General features: G+C 62.4%; 16 protein-coding genes. 14 read left to right on the forward strand and 2 right to left on the reverse strand.

The genetic code is table 11. From position 1 onward, the window contains the following. Positions 1 to 23 precede the first annotated feature (23 nt). Complete coding sequence (locus A6F65_RS10555; RefSeq protein ID WP_169817025.1) at positions 24 to 587, forward strand: nucleotidyltransferase family protein; 564 nt, start codon at positions 24 to 26, stop codon at positions 585 to 587. Here the strand turns inward: A6F65_RS10555 and A6F65_RS10560 are convergent. After that, positions 584 to 2,482 carry an outer membrane protein assembly factor BamB family protein gene (locus A6F65_RS10560; protein ID WP_083989458.1) on the reverse strand — a complete coding sequence of 633 codons (1,899 nt, stop codon included), beginning with the start codon at positions 2,480 to 2,482 and terminating at the stop codon, positions 584 to 586. The genes A6F65_RS10555 and A6F65_RS10560 overlap by 4 nt on opposite strands. A gap of 162 nt (positions 2,483 to 2,644) precedes the next feature. Between A6F65_RS10560 and A6F65_RS10565 the strand changes: the two genes are divergently transcribed. Then, complete coding sequence (locus tag A6F65_RS10565) at positions 2,645 to 5,002, forward strand: TonB-dependent receptor (RefSeq protein WP_067788525.1); 2,358 nt, start codon at positions 2,645 to 2,647, stop codon at positions 5,000 to 5,002. A gap of 114 nt (positions 5,003 to 5,116) precedes the next feature. Here A6F65_RS10565 and A6F65_RS10570 read toward each other — a convergent pair whose 3' ends face one another. Next, on the reverse strand, positions 5,117 to 6,991 hold the full coding sequence (locus tag A6F65_RS10570) for a DUF3604 domain-containing protein (protein WP_205631874.1): 1,875 nt from the start codon (positions 6,989 to 6,991) through the stop codon (positions 5,117 to 5,119). A gap of 197 nt (positions 6,992 to 7,188) precedes the next feature. On the opposite strand from A6F65_RS10570, the gene A6F65_RS10575 reads away from it, so the two are divergent. From A6F65_RS10575 to A6F65_RS10630, 12 genes are all read left to right on the forward strand, one after another. Beyond that, positions 7,189 to 8,088: a hypothetical protein gene (locus A6F65_RS10575; protein WP_067788527.1), complete on the forward strand. Its 900-nt coding sequence runs from the start codon at positions 7,189 to 7,191 to the stop codon at positions 8,086 to 8,088. Between the two features lie 55 nt (positions 8,089 to 8,143). Then, a complete protein-coding gene (locus A6F65_RS10580) occupies positions 8,144 to 9,547 on the forward strand; it encodes an aromatic ring-hydroxylating oxygenase subunit alpha (RefSeq protein ID WP_083989464.1) in 1,404 nt (467 codons plus the stop codon). 20 nt (positions 9,548 to 9,567) lie between these two features. Continuing rightward, the gene (locus A6F65_RS10585) at positions 9,568 to 9,879 is read left to right on the forward strand and encodes a 2Fe-2S iron-sulfur cluster-binding protein (protein ID WP_067788529.1); all 312 of its coding nucleotides are present in this window, start codon (positions 9,568 to 9,570) and stop codon (positions 9,877 to 9,879) included. A gap of 52 nt (positions 9,880 to 9,931) precedes the next feature. After that, positions 9,932 to 10,135 (forward strand): hypothetical protein, encoded by a 204-nt coding sequence (locus tag A6F65_RS10590; RefSeq protein WP_067788532.1) that lies wholly within the window; start codon positions 9,932 to 9,934, stop codon positions 10,133 to 10,135. A gap of 91 nt (positions 10,136 to 10,226) precedes the next feature. Next, a complete protein-coding gene (locus A6F65_RS10595; protein ID WP_067788533.1) occupies positions 10,227 to 11,306 on the forward strand; it encodes a cupin domain-containing protein in 1,080 nt (359 codons plus the stop codon). A 34-nt stretch (positions 11,307 to 11,340) separates the two neighbouring features. Next, positions 11,341 to 11,736, forward strand: coding sequence for a VOC family protein (locus A6F65_RS10600; protein WP_067788535.1), 396 nt, complete (start codon positions 11,341 to 11,343; stop codon positions 11,734 to 11,736). After that, on the forward strand, positions 11,733 to 13,109 hold the full coding sequence (locus A6F65_RS10605) for an FAD-binding oxidoreductase (protein ID WP_067788537.1): 1,377 nt from the start codon (positions 11,733 to 11,735) through the stop codon (positions 13,107 to 13,109). The genes A6F65_RS10600 and A6F65_RS10605 overlap by 4 nt, the downstream gene beginning before the upstream one ends. Before the next feature lie 26 nt (positions 13,110 to 13,135). Continuing rightward, positions 13,136 to 13,930: an SDR family NAD(P)-dependent oxidoreductase gene (locus A6F65_RS10610; protein ID WP_067788541.1), complete on the forward strand. Its 795-nt coding sequence runs from the start codon at positions 13,136 to 13,138 to the stop codon at positions 13,928 to 13,930. Positions 13,931 to 13,952: 22 nt separating this feature from the next. Beyond that, positions 13,953 to 14,732 (forward strand): SDR family oxidoreductase, encoded by a 780-nt coding sequence (locus tag A6F65_RS10615; protein ID WP_067788543.1) that lies wholly within the window; start codon positions 13,953 to 13,955, stop codon positions 14,730 to 14,732. 528 nt (positions 14,733 to 15,260) lie between these two features. Then, complete coding sequence (locus tag A6F65_RS10620; RefSeq protein WP_083989466.1) at positions 15,261 to 16,223, forward strand: DUF11 domain-containing protein; 963 nt, start codon at positions 15,261 to 15,263, stop codon at positions 16,221 to 16,223. 28 nt (positions 16,224 to 16,251) lie between these two features. Beyond that, positions 16,252 to 16,731 carry a hypothetical protein gene (locus tag A6F65_RS10625; protein WP_067788545.1) on the forward strand — a complete coding sequence of 160 codons (480 nt, stop codon included), beginning with the start codon at positions 16,252 to 16,254 and terminating at the stop codon, positions 16,729 to 16,731. Between the two features lie 68 nt (positions 16,732 to 16,799). Beyond that, on the forward strand, positions 16,800 to 17,846 hold the full coding sequence (locus tag A6F65_RS10630; protein WP_083989468.1) for a DUF11 domain-containing protein: 1,047 nt from the start codon (positions 16,800 to 16,802) through the stop codon (positions 17,844 to 17,846). Positions 17,847 to 17,867 lie beyond the last annotated feature (21 nt).

Here is a 17,867-nt window from a genome sequence, read left to right on the forward strand (position 1 = left end):
CTGGTCACGCGCCGGATTTGTCTTTGATTGCCGCCACACGCGTGGGGGCGGTCTTGCTGGCCGCCGGGCGCTCCAGCCGCTTCGGTCCGCAGGACAAGCTGGCCCAGCCCTGGCGCGGCAAACCGCTTGCCCTGCATGCGGCGGGGACGCTGGCAGCCATGCCCTTCGTGGCCCATGCGGTGGTAAGCCAGCAAAGAGCCAACTGGCCCGTCCCGTCCAAATATATGGTCGTCACCAATCCGGCACCGGACCGCGGGCTGGCGAGCTCCATCGCATTGGGGGCACGGGCGCTGGCAGACACGGGCGTTGAGGCCTTGCTTTTTGCGCTGGCCGACATGCCGCTCGTCCCGCAAGCGCATTTGGAACGATTGCTCGGCGCCTTCGAAACCGAAGGTATGGATATGGTCGCGACCATCGGCGGCGGTCGTCCGCAAGTGCCCGCCGTGTTCGGGCGCGCGCACTTCGACATGCTGATGGCGCTTACCGGCGACCAAGGCGCGCGCGACATGCTGGGCGATGCCGCTACCGTGGCGTGCGACGCGAAGTTGTTGGCGGATTTCGACCGGCCGGAGGATTTCGCGCGTTAGCGTTTCCTGGCGAAAACCAGCAGCACGTTGCCCGCCTCGTGACTATAGAGGCCGTAACCGGAATTTATGACCAGATAGCCATCCCCGACTGCTGCGCCAGGGCCGGACATGCTGCCCCCCCTTCCGGCCATGTCGTTCACCGTGTCGAACTTGCGGGCGGAATTGAACTCCCACAACCGCTTGCCCGTCTTCCGGTCATAGGCACGGATCCACCCGTCCATATGGCCCGCCACCACAGCGCCGGGCACCGCCGTCACGGCCGAGGAAATCCCCGGATCGCAATTTGGCCGCCCTTCGCCGCAGACGTTTGTCTGCACCTGGCTCCACAGCCTCCTGCCGGTACGCGCATCCAGCGCATGCATGCCGGGGCGCGCCGCATCCGGATCCAGAACATCGCCATTGCGCGTGTTGTTCATGTCGTTGATCGGCACGTAAATCGTGGTGCCCTGTGCCGCCATGCCCCAGTGGACACCGCCCTGGATGCTGCCGCGCCCAACCTTCGTCTGCCACAGCAGCTTGCCCTTCGCGTCGGGGTCCAGTCCGTAGACTTCACCATTCTTGTGCCCCACCGCCAGCACCTGCCTGCCGCCGCCGACATCGATCAGCAGGGGGGAGGACGAATGATCGAAATCGGGCCCGCGCTCTTCGGGACAATTGGGATTGTCCTCCATCATGCAGGCCACGTTCCACGCATCGCCGGCGATTGTCTGGCGCTGCCAGACGCGGCGACCGCTTTGCAGATCCAGAGCGAAGATCGAATCGCTATTGCCATCGGCGGGTGACGAATAGTTCTCGCCCGTCCCGGCATAAAGCACGCCGCGCTTGGCATCGATCGTGGGTGTGACCCACATGGGCGCACCCGACGGGGCGTAGGAGACGCGCCCATTCTTCTCGATGCGCTTCGGCTCCTCCTCGATGGCCCAGTGCTGCCACTTCACCTTGCCGGTTGCGGCATCGATCGCATCGAGATGGCCGCGGAATGTGCAGCATTCGTAATTCGGGTCCGCCGCCGGGATGACCTCCAGCGAGGAGACCGGTACGTAAAGGGTTCCGTCGTGATAGGCCGGCGTGCCCGTCAGCGTGGCGCTGGGATGGTCATCCATCCGGCGCGACCACGCCATTTTCCCGGTCAGCGCCTCTACGGCGTACAGCTTGCTGGTCAGGTCGCCAAAATAGACCATCGGCGTAGGTCCATCGACCAGCACGATCGCGGTGCGCACTTCCGCCCCGGCCTTGAAGGTCCAGCGCGCGCAGCCGGTTTCCAGGTCGAAAGCGTAAACGGTCCCGTCATCGCTGCCGACGAACGCCGCGCCAAAGCCGATAGCGGGCTGGGACCGCGCCTTGGTGGCGTTGGGGAAAGCATAAGCCCATTGCAGTTCCAGCTCGCCCAGGTCGCCGCCTGTAAGGCCGCCCTTCGAGGCGGGCACGAAGCGCCGCGTATCGTGCCCCCAACCTATGTCGACCGGCTTGCGCGCCCGGTCGAAGTTTGCGGCGCCCCCTTCACAGGCGGCGGCATAATTCGCAGCCGGCAGGCCATCAGACAGGTCCACGCGCGTGATGTATTCCGCGACATGCAGCTTGCCCTCGTCGGACAGCATCGCGCCTTGTTCCGCCATCACTCCGCCATCGAGCGCGGCATATATGGACGCAGGCGACATCATTTCGAGCCATTGGAAATGCGGCGCCCGGGCAACCCCGCCATTATGGCAGGATGCGCAATTGTCCGCGTACAGCTTTGCCCCGGGCAGGGAATCACGATCCGCAATCAGGCCGTCTCCGGTTGCAAATTCATCGGTGGAAGAAAGCGTCCCTCCGCCCTCTGGCCCGCTCGACTGCCCGCAAGCGACCAGCGCCAAGACCGCTGAAACTGCACAGAATATCACGTTCTTAGCCATCCGAACCCCCCTTGATAGCGGCAATCATGCATCACTTTCACGCTCGGTGTATTCGGCCGGTACGGTGCAGATTGACTTATATCGAAATCGATATATGTCTTGATGAGTACGCAACGTCAATTGGGGAGGATTGACATGAATCTTCGAACTTTCACTCGTGGTTTGGCCTCTGTCAGCGCAGTCGCGCTCGTCGCAGCGGCTGCTCCGGCATACGCTCAGACGGTCAACGAAGACGAGGAAATGGAGCAGGATGCCCAGGCACCGGGCACCGGCTTCGGCGAGATCATCGTCACCGCCAACCGCCGCGCCGAAAATGTGCAGGACGTTCCGATCGCAGTGACCGCTCTCAATGAAGAGCTGATCGAGCAGAAGTTCAGCCGCGACCTCCTCGACCTTGGCAGCATCGCTCCCAATATCGTCGTCGACCCGATCCTCGGTAACGGCACGGCAGCCATCGCCATCCGCGGCATCCAGCTGAATGACGTGGAAAAGAGCTTCGACCCGCCGGTCGGCGTCTTCCTCGACGGCGTCTATCTCGCCTCCACGACGGGCGCCCTTCTCAACGTTTTCGATGCGGAGACGATCGAAGTCCTGCGCGGCCCGCAGGGCACGCTGTTCGGCCGCAATACGATCGGCGGCCTGATGCATATCCGCCGCAACCGGCCTACCGGCGAACTGGGCGGCAAGGTCAGCGTCACTTACGGACGCTTCGACCAGTTTGACGTCAAGGCCGTGCTCAACCTGCCGTCCTTTGCGAACGGCGCGATCAAGGCAAAGGTCGCTGCAGTCCGCCTCGACGGCGGTGGCTACTTCTACAATGTCACGCGCAACGAACGCGAAGGTGACAACGATCTGTTCATGATTAGCCCGATGATCGAATTCGAAATCGGTAATCGCGGCGAAGTGACCGTCGCATACGATTATATCCGCGATCGCACGGCGACGCGCCCGGTGACGGCGCTGACCGATCCGAACCAGCTGTTCGGCACGCTGCCGGGCGGTATCGGACTGGGCCAGCCGGCAACCAATGTCGACTACCATCGCCAGACGCGGACCTCTTTCGACCAGGCCGCCAGGCTCGACACGCACTCCGTCACGCTCAACGGCCGTTACGAAGTTGCGGACGGGCATGAGATCTACGCCGTTCTGAATTACCGCGATACGGACGAAGACGCGCTGAACGAGTTCGACGGCGTCGCCGCGGACCTGTTCTACGCCACGCGTCCGCAGAAGATTGACCAGTTCTCGGCAGAGCTTCGTTATCAGGCCGACCTGGGACCGGCCAATATCGTCGCGGGTCTGTATTACTTCGACAGCGACTACACCATCAGCCAGCGCACCTTCTTCTTTGGCGGTGAAGTCGGCGGGACGGATTACCAGCAGTCGGCCAAAAGCTACGCCGTATTCGCGCAGCTGGACTACGAAGTGCTCGATGGCCTGACGGTCACGCTGGGCGGACGCTACCTGATCGACGAGAAGGCTGCCTGCGGTGGCCTCGGCAGCGGTCCGGTGGATAACCGCACTTACATCATCTCTTATGGTGCATGTAACGAGACGCGGCGTAATGCGCCCGGCTTCAGCAACGCACTTCCGGCGCCGCTCACCGGCTCCGTTACGGGCGAGGAGACCTGGAAGAAATTCACTCCAAAGCTGGGCCTCAGCTACGACTTCGGCGACAAGCTGATTTACGCGTCCTATTCCGAAGGCTTCCGCTCCGGCGGCTTCAACGGCCGTGGCAACGACATCCTGACGCTTGGGCCGTACAATCCCGAGACGGTCGAGAACTACGAGCTTGGCTTCAAGTCGGAATGGCTCGATCGCCGGATCATCCTGAACGGCTCGTTCTTCCGCACCAAGTATAAGGACAAGCAGGAAGACGTGGTCTTCCCGGATCCGCGCGGTGCGACGGTCACGATCGTGCAGAACGCCGCTTCGGCCACGCTGTTCGGTTTCGAACTGGAAAGCCGCGTCATGCCCGCAGAGGGCCTGAGCCTGGGCCTGAATGTCGGTTACCTGGACGCAAGTTACGATCAGTGGCTTGACCAGGCGCCGCTCCTTTCGGGTCCCAATGCCGGCGATCTGGCGACAATCGACAAGACGGACTTCGAACTGCGCCGCGCACCGCGCTGGAACGTGCAGGCCGACATGAATTACGAACTCCTGCTCGGTAATGGAGATGGCATCATCTTCGCTGCCGATTATTCCTGGAAGTCGAAATATTACGTCGTCGCCAACACGATCAACATCCACACCAACATTCCGGGCCGGGAAAATCCGGGCAAGATCGACGCATTCGGGCTGCTGAATGCATCTGTCTCTTACGAAGGGAGCAACTTCAAGTTCTCCATCTTCGGCCGTAACCTGACCGGGACGGAATACTTCCAGCACGTGCTGGACGTGGGGACGACCTTCGGCGTGCAGCCGGGAAGCACCCAGCCGGTCCCGACCTTCGGTCTGTGGTCCTTCGGCACGATTAACCCGCCGACCACCTATGGCGCGGAAATCGTGTTCGAATTCTAACAGGGGATCGGGGCGCCACTGGCGCCCCGACAGGTCCCCCGCTTGCGGGGGACGGGGGCAAAAAAAGGGGCCCGGCGTGAAGCCGGGCCCCTTTCCTTTTGCCTGCGGTGGTTGTCAGCGCGGCGCGCGGTACCAGATGGGCGAACTGTAAACCCGATCCTGGGTCTCTGCCGGGACATTGGGCGGCAGGTCCAGATTGTATCGCACCGCATCGTAAGTCGTCCAACGCGGCGTGGGGATCTGCAACACGCGTGCGTAATAGAACGCCTGCTGTCCGGCATCGAATTCCGGATCGACCCAGAAAGTACGCAGTTCCGGTTCGCCGATGGAATTTGTGAACGTCGCAGTCTTCACGTCCACGGTGCTGCCCACTGGCGGCGCCTTGCCAGTCGCGGGATCGACCTTGCGGCCATCGGACAGGGCCACGTCATAGACCTGTTCGTGCAGCGTCCCGTCGCTGTCGCGCCAGCCCTTCACGATCTGGATACGGTCCAGGTAAGCTCCGTCGGGATCCATGGCTGCATGCAGCAGGAAGCCCGGCGCATTAGCCTTCTTCGAAGGTGTCAGGATGCCACCCATCGGCACACCCTTGGCGTAACCGTTGGCAACCAGCGCCTCTCCGACCAGGTCCGCGCTGGAAAATTCCCAGCCGCCGAACAGTCGCAGCTCGATCCGCGGTCCGGTGGAGGCATAGACTTCCCGGCGCACCATGGCGTCGAAGATCTCCTTGCGCGTGTTCGCTCGCGCCCAGACGCCGACATAGCCTGCTGCGGACAAGGTGGCGTTACCCCAGAGCGCGCCGCCCATGGACGAGGCAAGGCGCAGCGCAGATGGTTCGGAATCCGGGAACTTCCCGAAGAAATTGTCCTCCGCGACAGCCGGGATGCCGGTATGCACATCGGTGCTGCCGATCATGCCGAATTCGAACGGATTGATGCCGTCGAAGGCAGTATAAAGCAGCCCTTTTTTGAGTGCGCCGCGGGCATATTCGCCCTGCATCTGGCGGCGCAGCTCCTCCTTGTCAGTCGTGCGCGGATTGCGGCCGAGGTCCGTCTCGTCCCAGTTCTCGAAATCCGCAAATTCGTCATGCGGGGAGATATGCTGGTGCGTCTCCCCATCGCCCTTTACCTGCGTGACCTCCACTACCGGTTCGAACTTGTGGCGGGTCTTGCGGTAATCGATCGACAGCGGCTCGCCGGACATGGTCTTGTCGGGGAACATCGCCCCGTCGGACAGATTGCCATTGTGCGGGATGGTCAGGACACGCCCACCGGTATTGGTTTCGTATGTCGCCAGCGCCTTCCAGAGCTGCTCCGGATCGTTGCTCTCCAGCGCCGAATAGGGAAGCGTCTGAAGTGCTTTTTCCGGACCGTCGGCAAACATCACCACACGGTGCAGGTTGTCCCCGCTCTTCATGGCAGACCATTCGTAGCCGATCATCGTGGTGAACTTGCCCGGATCGTTATACTTCTCCGCCGAAGCGATGACGCCGGCCCAGGTGTTGCGGGAAAATTCCAGTGGCAGCGGCTCGGCAGGCGCCTCGCCCGAGGTGATGGCCACGAATTCCTGGATCACATCGATCATGCGGCCTTCCTCGACGAAGCCGGACCAGCGGGTGGACAATGCGTGCTGCTGCAGCAGCGGGTCCTTCCGCTCGATGCCCTGCATCAGGCCGAGATATTCCGCGTGATCGGCCACCAGCAGGAAATCCAGCGGCCGTTGCAGCTTTGCCGTCACGCCGGTGGTGGATGTCACCGCCTCTCCGCGCGCAAAGCGATAGGAATCCTCCGGAGAGAAGTGATGCGTGCCGAAGCTGTAGGCATCGAACGACATGTTGGAATGCGTGTGCAGGTCACCCCAGAGCAGCTTGTCCGGAGTGGCGGCGAGCTGCGCCCCCGGCCCCTCGCCCTCTGCCTGGTCGGACCGCTGTTCCGCCGAACAGCCGGCCAGCGCCAGCGCAGCGCAACCGCACATCAGGGCGCGCGTCACATGCCTTGGCAGGCTGCGCTTATCCGGGCTGTCTCCAGCCGGGATCCTACTCTCCAATGTCATATCTGCCCTCTCCCATTTGTATTGATATGAATATATCTATACATCACATCCGGAGTTGGATAGGTTGTTTTTCGGCCATGGCGCGGTCTGTTGCGCGTCTTTGGACTGCAGTTTTCAGAACGGACAGGATAGGCATGATGGGCGAACAGCGGTTTTCCGAAGACTGGTGGAGCAATTGGCCGCAAAGCGACACTTACCTTGCGTCCGACGGCCACGTCGCGCGCATTCCGCTGCGCCTGCAAAGCACCAATCTGGTCATCTACGGCGGGGCCGACCTTGCAGAGGTAATGAAAGAGTTCGAGCACGAGGATACAGTCCCGGTATCGGTGGGCGGACGCGTGCCGGTGCAGCTGTGGTGCAACAATTTCACCGACACCGACTGCGGGCCGACGGATCGCACGAACCCATATCTTGAGACCTGGTTCTCCTTCCCGGTCGTGGCGAAATCCAGCCCGCTGAAACTGCCTTATGAATCGCCCTTCTCACTGAACGTAGAGCATCCGGATGCCTTGGTGATGACGCACCGCGTGCTCTGCGGCGGCGACCGCGACGGATATACCGTGGGCGCGCAATCCGCGATTTCCTGCGGGCGGGAAGTTTGGGGCTTCCCGAAACATCCCGGCCTTGCCGACCTGGCTTTCGATTATGTCGGCGATGACGAGATGACCTTTGCCGCCAACCACCTGGGCCGCTCTGTATACACGCTGCGCGCGCGGTTGCCGGAGGCCGTGGAAGGCCATGTCAGCGTATCGGTCGATGTCGCGACCGGGCCCGACACCTGCATCACCCCCTCACAGAATCCGCACAAGGCCGGGTTCATCCCGAAGCAGACGCGTTACGCGACGGCGATGGCTGCCACCCTGGCCTTCGCGCCGTGGGATACTGCCACGGACACGCTGGAGATCCAGGGCGAGGATGATCATTTCGGCGGCTTGCTCAAGAGCTGGAATTTCCAACCCGAACTCAAGATGCACACCAGCGACTTCAAGGTGGTGGCGCGCAAACCCGCAGGCTGGGGGGCCGAACTGAAGTAAAGGCCCGTGACGGGCCGCAAAAGCCCGCACTCCGGCCGCGAGAGGAGACGTCAGGATGAACAAGCAAGCAGATGCCGGCAGTTTCGACCCCGCCAATGCCGAGGTCGCGCGCTGCCCGGGCCGGTCCTTCCAGGACATCCTCGCCGCAGATTCCGGATCGCAGCCGGAAATTCTGAAGGAACAGAGCTTCGTCCACCAGGGCGATGAGCCGCTCTCGACCGATCGCTACCTCAGCCAGGAATTCCACGACCTGGAAAAGGAGCGGCTGTGGCCGCGCGTGTGGCAGATGGTCTGCCGCGAGGAGCATATCCCCGAAGTCGGCGACCACATCCTTTACGAGATCAACGATGACAGCTTCATCATCATCCGCACCGCGCCGGATGAGATAAAGGCTTATTACAACGTCTGTCTCCACCGCGGCACGCAGCTGCGCAGCTGCGCGGGCAATGTGAAACAGCTGCGCTGCCCCTTCCACGGCTTCGCCTGGAACCTCGACGGTACGCTGAAGGACATCCCCTGCCGCTGGGACTTCGGGCAGGTGGAAGACAAGGAAATGAACCTCGACGAGGCGCATGTCGATACATGGGCGGGCTTCGTCTTCATCAATCAGTCCGAGGACCCGCAGCCGCTGGCCGAATACATGCATCCTGCGGGCGAGCATTTCGAAAACTGGCCGATGCATGATCGCCATATCAGCGCGCATGTCGGTAAGGTGATGAACTGCAACTGGAAGATGGCGCAGGAGGCTTTCATGGAAGTCTACCATGTCGTCTCCAGCCATCCGCAGGTGCTGCCCTATGTGGGCGACTGCAACAGCCAGTACGATATCTGGCCCGATGCGCCGCATGTCAGCCGCATGCTGACCGCTCAGATGACGCCGAGCCCGCACCTTGGCGACACGGTGAGCGACCAGGAGATGCTCGACGCGATGCAGGCCGACATGGACCTGCCGGGTTTCGAACCCATCACCTCCGTCCCCGAAGGCGTTTCCGGACGCCAGCATTTCGCAGACAAACTGCGCGAGTATTTCACGAAGGTGACGCAGGCCGATTGCAGCCACCTGTCGAATGCGGAGCTGCTCGACGCGATCGAGTATTTCATCTTCCCCAATTTCCACCCCTGGGGCGGCGTCACCCTGCCGATGGTCTATCGCTTCCGGCCCTGGAACAACGATCCGGGCAAGTGCCTGATGGAAGTGATCCTGCTGCGGCCCAATCCGGTTGGGGAGCCCGCCCCGCCGCCCGCGAAGATGCGCATGCTGTCGGAAGACGAGGACTGGGGCTGCGCCTCCGAACTTGGCTGGCTCGGCCTCGTGTTCGACCAGGACGTGGTGAATGTCGCGCGAATGCAGGAAGGCCTGAAGACCACTCGCCGCAAGGGCGTGGTGATGAGCGTCTATCAGGAAAGCCGCATCCGCCACATGCACAACACGCTTTCAACCTATCTCGAACGGCCCTGAGCAGGGACGAAGCTGCGCGAATGCCCACTGTCACGGTCCTGCCCGCCGATATCGCCATGGAAACGCAGCCGGGCGAGACGCTTCTCGGCGCGGCGCAGCGGCTCGGCTACACTTGGCCAACCGTCTGCGGCGGCGAAGGCCAGTGCCGTACGTGTTATGCCGTAATCGAGCAGGGTGAGGACGCCCTCTCCCCCGTCACCGCGCTGGAAGAGGAGGCCAGCCCTGCCCTTGCCATCGTGGCGCGGCGAGCGGGAAAGCCTGTCCGGCTGGCCTGCCAGGCCGTGCCTACAGGAGACATCACCGTCCAGCGCAGCGGCGTGCGAAAATCGTGATCCGCCATCAGCGGCCGAATGCCGCCACTCGCCCAGCCAAGGAGTCCGCCGCATGAGCCACACCCGTTTCAACCGCCTCGACAATTGCAATTACACCCTCGACGAGAGCGGGCAGATCCGCGTCGAGGATTCGGAGACCGGGACGACAGGCCTGTTCGACGAATTCGGGGCACATCTCGAAGGCGAACTGAAGCAGGCGGACGTGCAGATGTGCCAGTTCCTGGCCAAGCTCGGCAAGCATCGCCCCGGCGGCTGACAACCTGTCGCCGGGCACGAGGAAGGACTCGCGCCCACAAAAATATATTGCTATCGATATATCTCTACACCGGGGGGTATGAGGACCGACAATGGCTGAAGCGTATAATCCTGAATACGATCCCACTGGGCTCGAAGGCGCAATCGATACGAACAGGATGTATTGGCTCGATGCGCCGCACCTGCCCGGCGTCTCGCTGAAGCCGCTACGGACGAGCACGGAAAGCAGCTTCTTTACCACCATGGTGCGCATCGCGGCCGGGGCAGAGCTGCCCGATGCCGTCTACCTTGGCGGCATGGACATGTGGGTCCTTTCGGGCAGGCTGACATACCAGCAGGACAGCGAAATCAGCATCCTAGAGCCGGGCGTCTGGGGCTTCATCGGCGCAAATTCGCGCGTCGCCTCCATCAAGGCGGAAACCGATGCCGAACTACTCGTCAATTTCTACGGCGCCGCTGCCTTCCTGGGGGACGGCAATTCCGTCAATTCCATCCTGACGAGCCTGGATGTGCTGCGCCTTGCCCGGGAGCATAAGTCACCGCTTGTGCCCAACACCCTGGCTTATTGCGCCAAGGACACCTCCAACCGCTTCGAGGGCGATGGCGAACCCATGGCTATCGCATCGAAAGAAGCGGGCGAGCTGTTCGTCGGCGGGGCAGGCGAATTCGCCACGCCGGCCGATGTGCGCCACCCGCATTTCGTAGACACCAGGGCCGTCCCGTGGGCGGTCGACGAGAATATTCCCGACGTAGGCCTCAAGATCCTCCGCATCAGCGAAGAGACCGGCTTCGTTACCATGGTGGTGCGTCACAACGGCGAAGCACCCCCTCACCGTCACTTGGCCGGCGCCGACTTCCTCGTGCTCCAGGGCGCCATGGGATATCGCGCCGGGCCGCCGGAGGGCACCGGACCCGGCATCTGGGTTTACGAGCCGCCGGGAGCGCGCCATGAATCGACTCAGCGGCTCGGCACACAGGACCTGATCTACACGGCCAATCTCTATGGCCCTATCGCCTTCGATTCCGGCAAGGGCACGCCGCCTGTCGCGATCCTGTCCTGGATGGAATACCAGCAGCTGGCAGAGGCCGCCGGCGCGAAGCTGATCCCCAGCTCCAAGTCCGAGGCGGCGACGCTGCTGGCCTGGGCCCCGATAGCCAAGCGCCCGGCCTGAGCCGGTCCGCAAGCGCAAACTGACAGGACTTTCGATGGCGAAAATCATCCACACCATGATCCGCGTCGCCGACGAGGATCGCTCGACCAGATTCTACAAGCAGGCCTTCGATCTCGACGTTGCAGATCGCTTCCCATTCGACGGCTTTACCCTGGTGTACCTGCGTAATGACGAGTGCGATATCGAGCTGGAGCTGACGATCAACGAAGGCCAGGAAGACGCCTACAGCCACGGGAGCGGCTACGGCCATATCGCAGTCGCCGTCGACGATATCGAGGCGGAGCATGCGCGGTTCGAGGAGCTTGGCTTCGACCCGACGCCGGTGAAGTCCATGGACCACAACGGCAACCCGCTTGCGACCTTCTTCTTCGTGACCGATCCCGATGGCTACAAGATCGAGATCCTCAAGCGCCAGGGCCGCTACCGGTGATCGACCAAGGCCTTGCAGCGCAGCTCGAGGCCCTGCTTGGCGACCGTTTCACCTGTTCGCCCGGCGTTTGCACCGAACATGGCCGGGATATTTCGCACCTTGATCCGCACTCGCCCGACGCAGTCGTATTTCCGCTATCGACGGAAGAAGTGCAGGCGGTGGTCAAGGCCTGCGCTGCGCACGGAACGCCCATCGTGCCATACGGTGTCGGCACCTCCCTTGAAGGCAATATCCATGCATTGCGCGGCGGCGTGTGCATCGACCTTTCGCGCATGGACAAAATCCTGAAGGTCAATCAGAATGACCTCGACGTTGTGGTAGAACCGGGCGTTACACGGCTGCAACTCAACGAATATCTTCGCGACACAGGCCTGTTCTTCCCGATCGACCCGGGGGCGAACGCCACCATCGGCGGCATGGCCTCCACCCGGGCATCAGGCACCAATGCGGTGCGCTACGGCACGATGAAGGACAATGTCCTTTCGCTGGAAGTGGTCACCCCCAGCGGCGAAGTGATCCGCACCGCGCGCCGCGCCCGCAAGTCCTCCGCCGGATATGACCTGACGCGGCTCTATGTAGGATCGGAAGGCACGCTGGGCATCATCACCGAGGTCACGCTGCGCCTGTATGGCATGCCGGAGAAGATCGCCTCGGCTGTCTGCCCGTTCGACGACATCGGCAATGCCATCCAGTCGGTGATGGAGACTATCCAGCTGGGCGTGCCGATCGCGCGCATCGAATTCCTGGACACGCAGACAATCCGCGCGGTCAATCACGTGTCCAAGCTGGACCTGCCGGAAAGCCCTCACCTGTTCCTGGAGTTCCACGGCACCGAGCAGGGCGTTGATGAGCAGGTCGCACTGGTGAGCGAGATCTTCGCCGGTAACGGTGCAGGCGCCTTCCAATGGGCGGAAAAGCCCGAAGATCGCACCAAGCTGTGGCAGGCGCGGCACGATGCGGCGCTCTCCATCCCGGCCTACGCCACCAACACCAGGCAGTGGTGGACCGACATCTGCGTGCCGATCTCGCGCTTGGCCGACTGCATCGCGGAGACACACGCCGACATCGCCGAAAGCGGCCTGTACGCCCCCATGCTTGGCCATGTCGGCGACGGCAACTTTCACCTCGCGATCTGCCAGCGCGAAGGCGAGCCGGAGGATGTCGAGCGGGCAAAGACACTCAATGACCGCCTCGTCCGGCGCGCTCTGGCTGCCGGGGGCACCTGCACTGGAGAGCACGGCGTGGGCCGCGGCAAGATGGCCTATCTGGAAGAAGAGCTTGGCGGCAGCGTCGATGTGATGCGCTCGATCAAGCAGGCGCTCGATCCCGGCAACATCATGAACCCGGACAAGATTTTCCACTTCCAGGGTTAAGGCCGGGATGGCTCGAGGAGAGTAGAATGTTCGAAGGTCGTATCGCCCTCGTCACCGGCGGCCTGCGAGGCATCGGCGCGGCAACTGCCACCATGCTGGCAGAGCGCGGCGCGACAGTCATCGTCGGCGATATCGTCCCGCAGGAAGATCCTGAAGTCACCGATTTCCTCGCTTCACTGGGGGCTGGCGCAAACTACCTCACGCTCGACGTGGCCGACGAAGCGCACTGGATTGCCGCGCGCGAGTTCATTGCGGAAGAATTCGGTCGATTGGATGTGCTCGTCAACAATGCCGGTGTCGATTGCGTGGGGCCGGTCGAGAGCATCGAGATCGACGCATGGCGCCGGATGATGGCCGTCAACAGCGATGGCGTGTTCCTGGGCACCAAGCACCTCACCCGCCTTTTGAGCGCCGCGGGGGCAAAGTCGCCCTGCGGCGCAGCGATCGTCAATGTCAGCTCGATGCTGGGCATGGTCGGCATGGCGGATGTCTCGCCCTATAGCGCCAGCAAGGGGGCCGTGCGTGCCTTTACGAAGGCCATCGCGGCGGAGTTTAACGCAAAGAAGCAGCCAATCCGCGTCAATTCCGTGCATCCGGGTTTCGTCCATACGCCAATGCTTGAGCGCGGGATGCAGGCCGCAGACGCCGGCGAAAGCGGCGCCGGAGCAGCCATGTTGGCAGGGTTGGAGGCCGCAACGCCAATCGGACGGATCGCCAGGCCTGCGGAAGTTGCAGAGGCGATCTGCTTCCTCGCTTCCGATGCTGCCAGTTTCTGCACCGGATCCGAACTTACCGTCGATGGCGGCTGGACCGCACAATGACCATCACAAAGGAGAATGCCGGATGACCATCGCACTCGAAGGTTTGACCGTTGCCGTCACCGGTGCCGCTGGTGGCATCGGATCGCAGATCTGCAAGGCACTCAAGGCCGCAGGGGCCAATGTGGTGGCCAGCGACATGCAGGACGATGGTTCGCATGTCGCTGCCGATCATTACCAACAGCATGACGTGACCAGCGCAGACGACTGGGCCGCCCTCGCCCGGCTGGTCGAAAAGAAATACGGCCGGCTTGATGCGCTGGTGAACAATGCGGGCATATCGATCGTCGCAACGGTGGAGAACACCAGCCTCGAGCAATGGCGGCGCCTGAATGGGGTGAACGTGGAAAGCATCGTGCTGGGCGCGCAGGCGTTGTTGCCGCTGCTGAAAGAAGGCGGAAAAGCCCGCGCAAGCGGAGCAGCCATGGTCAATATGTCCTCCATCGGCGGCCAGCGGGGCGCGGCGCTTAACTCGGCCTATTGCGCCAGCAAGGGCGCGGTGAAGATCCTGACCAAGTCCATGGCGGCAGAATTCGCCCTGCTGGGCTACAACATCCGCGCCAACAGTGTGCATCCCGGCGGAGTGGAGACGCCGATGCTGAAGAGCATCATCGACGAATACGTCTCCCTGGGCGCGGTGCCGAGCGCGGATGTGGCAAAGCAGGCAATCATCGCGAACCACCCCCTGGGACGCTTCGCCCGGCCGGAGGAGATCGCAGGTGCAGTGGTGTTCCTGTGCTCCGATGCGGCGAGCTTCGTGACCGGTGCGGAATACAATGTGGATGGCGGCTTCACTGCCGTCTGAGGCTCACTCGGGCTGCTCGCGACGGATGCGGCGGCGGGAACCTATGCCTTTATATACCGGATTGTTGAGGCGTACCACTGAAGTGATTTCTATCTACGCGAAATAACTATCTGTTTTTACGTAATAACTCTACGGCGACCTGGAGCGCACCTAGCTTTGCGCATGCCTAGGCCGGGTCATTTCGATACTAGACTTTGTCTCATATAATCTTCATAGTCGTATGATATAAAGCAATTTTATCGGCATTTAGTGTCCCGGTAGGCCAACGGGTGGTTTGCCCCGTCTTACCAACAGAAGCCCTTAGATCGGCGGCGACGAGGGTTTTGCCGCGCCAGTTCCGCTAAGGGCCGGCGAACCCGTCAGCCATGCTTGAAACCGGCCGTGGCAGGCGCCCTGAACCCATGCTGCGAAGGCTTCGGAACCGGCCTATCGCACGGTAATTCCGTTAACCGAGAAAAAGCCCGCATTAATACGGCGTTCAGCCAAATCTTTACCGTCCATTTACCAGCAATACGTAGAATTGCGTGCATGACACGTGCACTCATTCCCCTCTCGCTGCTTCTCAGCGTATCGCTTTCCCAGCCCGCCCTTGCAGAAGGCGTGGGTGCAGGGACCGTCATCTCCAACACGGCCCAGGCCAGCTACACCGGCCCAGATGGGACCACGGTGGTGGACTCCAACACCGTCGATCTCAGCGTGGACGAATTGCTGGATGTCACCGTCACCTCGCTGGACTCCGGTCCGCAGGCAGCTGCGCCCGGGCAGGCCGTGCTGACGTTCGAAATCACGAACACGGGCAATGGTCCGGAAGCGTTCACGCTGACGGCCAATCCCGTGGTCGCAGGCAATGACTTCGACACCACGGTCGATGCCATCGCAGTCGATACCAACGGCAACGGCACATATGACGAGGGGATCGACGAGATCCTGACCGGCCCGGCGACAACCGATGTGCTGGCCGCCGATGAGCCCGTCACTGTATTCGTGATCGTGACCGTCCCCGGCGACGTGCTGGACACGGAAGAAACCACTGTCGAGCTGACGGCAACTGCCGTGACCGGCAGCGGCACGCCCGGCACCGTGTTCGCGGGCCAAGGCGAGAGCGGGGTCGATGCCGTGGTCGGTGCCACCGGCGCGGCAGCCACGGCCAGCGGATCGCTGGTTGTCGGCATCACGACGGTCAGCCTGATCAAGACCGCCGATGTGGCCGACCCGTTCGGCGGCAATACCGTCGTCCCCGGCGCGGTCGTCACTTACACGATCACCGCCAATGTCACCGGCAGCGGTTCGCTTTCGGACCTGCAGGTGACGGACGCCTTCCCTGCCGGGACGAGCTACGCGCCCGGCACCATCACCCTTGATGCAGCCCCCCTGACCGACGCGTCCGGCGACGATGCCGGCGAGGCGGATGCAAGCGGCATCACCGTGGACCTTGGAACCGTGAGCGGCGGCACCAGCCCCGTCGTCACCTTCCAGGTCGTCATCCAGTAATTCTCTTCAAGCAGAAGGTCGCAGCACCATGAACATCATCAGGAAAATCGCCATCGCTTCCGCCCTCGCCTTCCTGGCGCAGGGTTCCGGCGCACTCGCCCAGGGCCAGCCGATCACACTGGAAGGCGATGTGAAGGTGGTGAAGACCACCATCGTCGAAGGCGGCGAAACGCAGGTCGAGCTGGTGGAGCCGACCACGGCCGTACCCGGCGACCGGCTGATCTTCGGCACCAATTACACCAATAACGGCAGCGAGCCGATCGAGGATTTCGTCATGACGAACCCGGTCCCCAAGGCCGTGCGCGTTGCGCCCGACGCCGATGCAGGCATGATCGTGTCCGTTGACGGCGGCCAGAATTGGGGCCGCCTGGCGGACCTGCAGCTGGCAGGCGAGGACGGTACCCAGCGCGCGGCAACGCATGCCGACATCACGCATATCCGGTGGACGCTGGCCGTGGTCGAACCCGGCCAGACCGGCCGCCTGGAATATCCCGCAATCATCCGCTGACCGGCGGACGGTAACCGCCAAGCTCCGTGGGCGGCACGAAACTCGGAGCATCAAAGAGGACCAGAACTATGAAACGCACAAGGCAATTTCTTGGCGCGGTCAGTTCCTTCGCATTGGTGACCATGATGGCATCACCTGCGATGGCGGCTGGTACCGGTGCCGGGGAAACAATCGAAAATACCGTGTCCGTCTCGTTCAGCGTAGGCGGCGTGGAACAGACTGCGGAGACGGCAACCGACGAGTTCACCGTCGACCGCAAGATCGACGTGACTGTTGCAGCCGTCGGCGCATCGCCGAACGTGTCGGCCAACCAGGACGGCGTCGTCCGCCAGTTCACCGTTACCAACCTGTCCAACGACACGGTGGGTTTCGACCTGACGGCAACGCAGCCCGGCACGCCGGCCTACACCTTCGAAAACGTCGTCATCTTCGTCGACGCCGACGGTGACGGCGCATATGACGTTGGTGAGGAAATCGACTTCATCGATTCCCTGGCTCCGGATGCGACGTTCGACGTGTGGGTTGCCTTCGACATCCCGGCAACCGCCACGGATGGCCAGTCGACCGACATCATCCTGACGGCCAATGCCTTCGAAGCAGGGACCGGCACGATCGGCGCCGAAATCGAAGATACGGCAACTGCCAATGACAAGAACGGCATCGACACCGTGCTTGCCGACGGTGACGGTGTTGCCGACAACGAATTCGAAGGCGACTTCTCCGCCGCGCACACCGTTGAGGTGGACGCAGCAGACGTCACGGTCGTGAAGACCAGCCGTGTCGTGTGGGACCCGGTCAACCTTGCAACCGACCCCTACGCCATTCCCGGCGCACGGGTGGAATACTGCATCCAGGTGTCCAATGCCACGGGTGCGGCAACTGCCACCGGCATCACGGTCAGCGATACGCTGCCTGCCGAAGTGAGCTTCTATCCCGATGCCTACGGCACCACGGGCGATGTGAAGGTCAACGGTACGGTCGATGGCTCGGGCGTCTGCTCGGGCGGTACTGAAGTCGATGGCTACACCACCGCAAGCACGGCGGTCAGCGAAGCGCTGGACGATGTCGCGGGCGGTGAAACGAAGACGCTCTACTTCACAGTCACGATCGACTGAGGATAGGCGGCCATGCGTTCG

This window comes from Paraurantiacibacter namhicola, from assembly GCF_001687545.1.
GTDB lineage: Bacteria > Pseudomonadota > Alphaproteobacteria > Sphingomonadales > Sphingomonadaceae > Paraurantiacibacter > Paraurantiacibacter namhicola.

Coding starts and splice junctions, on each gene's coding strand:
- A6F65_RS10595 (WP_067788533.1), top strand. CDS start 10,227: ATGGCTGAAGCGTATAATCCTGAATACGATCCCACTGGGCTCGAAGGC.
- A6F65_RS10615 (WP_067788543.1), top strand. CDS start 13,953: ATGACCATCGCACTCGAAGGTTTGACCGTTGCCGTCACCGGTGCCGCT.
- A6F65_RS10630 (WP_083989468.1), top strand. CDS start 16,800: ATGAAACGCACAAGGCAATTTCTTGGCGCGGTCAGTTCCTTCGCATTG.
- A6F65_RS10575 (WP_067788527.1), top strand. CDS start 7,189: ATGATGGGCGAACAGCGGTTTTCCGAAGACTGGTGGAGCAATTGGCCG.
- A6F65_RS10600 (WP_067788535.1), top strand. CDS start 11,341: ATGGCGAAAATCATCCACACCATGATCCGCGTCGCCGACGAGGATCGC.
- A6F65_RS10580 (WP_083989464.1), top strand. CDS start 8,144: ATGAACAAGCAAGCAGATGCCGGCAGTTTCGACCCCGCCAATGCCGAG.
- A6F65_RS10585 (WP_067788529.1), top strand. CDS start 9,568: ATGCCCACTGTCACGGTCCTGCCCGCCGATATCGCCATGGAAACGCAG.
- A6F65_RS10620 (WP_083989466.1), top strand. CDS start 15,261: ATGACACGTGCACTCATTCCCCTCTCGCTGCTTCTCAGCGTATCGCTT.
- A6F65_RS10560 (WP_083989458.1), bottom strand. CDS start 2,482: ATGGCTAAGAACGTGATATTCTGTGCAGTTTCAGCGGTCTTGGCGCTG.
- A6F65_RS10610 (WP_067788541.1), top strand. CDS start 13,136: ATGTTCGAAGGTCGTATCGCCCTCGTCACCGGCGGCCTGCGAGGCATC.
- A6F65_RS10590 (WP_067788532.1), top strand. CDS start 9,932: ATGAGCCACACCCGTTTCAACCGCCTCGACAATTGCAATTACACCCTC.
- A6F65_RS10625 (WP_067788545.1), top strand. CDS start 16,252: ATGAACATCATCAGGAAAATCGCCATCGCTTCCGCCCTCGCCTTCCTG.